Origin of the sequence: Azospirillum sp. B506, assembly GCF_000333595.1 — a bacterium.
Taxonomy (GTDB): domain Bacteria; phylum Pseudomonadota; class Alphaproteobacteria; order Azospirillales; family Azospirillaceae; genus Azospirillum.
Genome location: NZ_BADK01000805.1, coordinates 1 through 3,018 on the forward strand (window position 1 = coordinate 1; position 3,018 = coordinate 3,018).

3 protein-coding genes and 1 pseudogene are annotated in these 3,018 nt (G+C 62.3%); 1 reads left to right on the forward strand and 3 read right to left on the reverse strand.

From position 1 onward, the window contains the following. Both I71_RS25255 and I71_RS25260 read right to left on the reverse strand, forming a co-directional pair. Positions 1 to 489 (reverse strand): NAD-glutamate dehydrogenase domain-containing protein (locus I71_RS25255; protein WP_042700261.1); only part of this gene is annotated, 489 nt, incomplete at its 3' end. 426 nt (positions 490 to 915) lie between these two features. Then, a complete protein-coding gene (locus I71_RS25260; RefSeq protein WP_042700264.1) occupies positions 916 to 1,815 on the reverse strand; it encodes a LysR family transcriptional regulator in 900 nt (299 codons plus the stop codon). A 482-nt stretch (positions 1,816 to 2,297) separates the two neighbouring features. Here I71_RS25260 and cas5c point away from each other — a divergent pair, with 482 nt between their 5' ends. Next, the gene (gene cas5c / locus I71_RS36435; protein WP_083897396.1) at positions 2,298 to 2,759 is read left to right on the forward strand and encodes a type I-C CRISPR-associated protein Cas5c; all 462 of its coding nucleotides are present in this window, start codon (positions 2,298 to 2,300) and stop codon (positions 2,757 to 2,759) included. 68 nt (positions 2,760 to 2,827) lie between these two features. Here cas5c and I71_RS25265 read toward each other — a convergent pair. Then, a pseudogene (locus I71_RS25265) lies at positions 2,828 to 3,018 on the reverse strand (chemotaxis protein); the annotation flags it as partial.

The window sequence follows — 3,018 nt, forward strand, 5'->3', positions numbered from 1 at the left end:
CCGACAGCGGGTCGATGGAGCAATGCATGAAGGATTCGTCGTGCGCGCCGTCGCTTCTTCGCCCGGCTCCAGCAGCTCGGCGATGCGCCCCTCGGCGTCGCGGACGACGCGGGTGACGGGATGGATGATCAGGTGGACGGTGACGCCCTGCCGGTTCAGCTCCGCCGTGACGGAATCGACCAGGAAGGGCATGTCGTCGTTGACGATCTCCACCACCGAGCGTTCGGCCTGCCAGCCATGCTCGTCCAGCCGCGGCGCATAGACGCGCACCTTGGGCAGGCCGGCCTCGCGCTGCTGGCCCCACTGCCACATGGCGAGGGCGGCACCGTAAAGCTGTTCCGGCGTGCCGCGCAGCAGGTCGTCGGGGGGCACGTTGGCATAGAAGCGCTTCACGAAGCGCTCCGCCCGCGCGTTCGGAACCCGGCTGCGCACCAGTTCGGCCAGCTGCTGCCGCAAGTCGCCTGCCAGATCCTTCGTCGCCGTCCGCATGATGGTCGATGTCTCCTCTCGGGGGGATTCGGTCGGGTTTTATTTGGTCTCGATCTCTTTGGATTGGTAGTACCACCCCCCTGGCAGCTTTTCGACGGCAAATAAACGGCAGGATTTCTGACCAAGCGGCGATTTGCACCCCTTTGGGGGTATTTCTCCAAAGATTCGGACAATCCAGTCACATGTCCGCCGAATTTATCCATAGCGCATTCACATTCACGCCGTGGTCCCGCCATGGCCCCGCCATCGCCGATGCCGCGGCAAAGGCGCACAGCGCCGATTCGCCGCAGCCGGCGGTGGCCGGATCGCCGGCACCGGGCGGGAAAGCCGAATCGATTCGGTGGATTGGCCGGCACATTGGCAGATCGGCGGAAATTCAGGGAAAAGGCCGCCAGAAAAGGTCAGCACCACTGACCTGATGGCTTTTTAGATCGCGGCCGGTGCGCTTTCCGACAGGCTGTCGACGAGCCGGCGGGCATGGGCGGAAAGATCGGAAAAATTGCGGGCGCACAGCACCAGCAGGCGGGGTGCCCAGGGGTCGGTCAGTGGCATGACGCGCAGGCCGCCGCTGTCGAGCGCCCGCAGCGCCGCTGTTTCCGGCACGATGCCGACGCCGACCCCGCGTTCGACCAGCCGGCACAGTGCCACCGGCCCGCGCACGCGCACGCGGTAGGACAGGCTGCGGCCGGCGCGGGTGGCGTGGCCGTTCAGATAGTCCTGCAACGCGCTGCCGGCGCTGAGGCCGACGAAGGGCTCGTCCAGCAGGTCGGAGAAGGATATCCGGTCACGGTCCGCCAGCCGGTGGGAGAGCGGCAGGACGGCGACCAGCCGGTCGCTGCGGAAGGGCCGGGTCTCCAGCCCGCCGAGGTCGACCATGTCGGCAACCACGCCGAGGTCGGCCAGCCCGGCGGCCACCGCCTCGACGATGGCGTGGCTCGGCCGTTCCTCCAGGTCGATGTCGATGCTGGGATTGTCGGCCAGGAAGCCGGCGAGCGCGTCGGGCAGGAATTCGTTGATCGCCGCGGTGTTGGACAGCAGCCGGACATGGCCTTTGAGGCCCTTGGCGTATTCCGCCAGCTCGCCGCGCATCCGCTCCAACTGGTGCAGGACGAGGCGGGCGTGATGCACCACCGCGCGGCCGGCCGGGGTTGGGCGGACGCCGCGGCGGAAGCGCTCCAGCAGCGGGATGCCCAGCGCCTCCTCCATCCCGCGCACCCGCGCGCTGGCCGAGGCGAGCGCCATGGCGCTGCGTTCCGCTCCGGCGGTGATGCTGCCGGTCTCCACGATGTGCAGAAACAGCCGCAGGTCGGTCAGGTCGAAGCGCATGTCAGTTCTGGATGGAACCATAAAGTGTTACGAGAGCACCCATATAATGCACTCGCTGGAACCATAAAATGGTTTGCCACAACCGTGTTTGAATATGGCTGCCGGAGCCGACAGGGTGACGTGGAATAAAAGCCTCTAACATAGTCATCTTGTACAAACCCTGCTGCCATCCTCGTCTGGCGCGTGGCCTCTGGTTGCCCGAACCTTGGCTCACCTATGCTCTAACGATCGCGTGGGTGAAGCGTATTGTATTTGAAAAAATGAAGTTACTATTGACGTAATCTTCATTATTTTGCAGTAGTAACTTAAAATTGATGTTAGAAATTTCCGATTTTTCACTTAGTGATCCTAAGATATATTATACAGAAAATACTATTACCTAAATAACGCAGAGGTTTATCATTAGTTTGTCACCAATAAGCATTTTGCATCAGGCAGAATTCAAATATCATCATTGGCATTATTCAATGCAGGAGGCTCCCATGAGACAGGGTGTCACATTGCGTGTCTCTGGTGCTCGGGCCTGCTTTTCATGCGCCGAGTTTAAGACCGAACGTGTCTCCTATCCGGTCATTACACCATCTGCAGCTCGCGGAATTTTCGAGGCTGTTTACTGGCGTCCCAGGCTGCGCTGGGTCATCGACCAAATTCATGTGCTCAAACCGATTCGCTTTCAGTCGCTGACGCGCAACGAGATCGGTGACCGCATCTCGGCCATTTCCGTACGCCATGCAAAGCAGAGCGGCGACATTCAAAGTCTGCCGCGGAACGCCGCGGATATCCGGCAGCGCCGTGCCGCGACCTTTTTAGTTGACGTCGATTATTTGATTTCCGCTCGCCTTCGTCTGACGGATGATGCGCCAAGCGGTGACAGGCTCGATGAACCCCTTACGGCTGCGGAACGCGCTGACCCTGTTCAACCCGGCGCCAGTGACCTGACTTGACCTGACTTTACCTGTCCAGCGGCCGGGGGCGGGGACGCGGCGTCCGCGATGCGTCCCCGGATGGCCGTTCAGCCGGCCCGCACCTGCGTCAGGAAGCGGGCGACCTCTTCGCGCAGGCTGTCGGTCTGCACGGACAGCTGCCGCACATTTTCCAGCACCTCATAGGCGACCTTGCCGCTCTTGGCGGCGGCGAGGTTCACGCCGCCGATGCTGAACGACACCTCATGGCTGCCCTGGGCGGCCTGCTGGATGTTGCGGC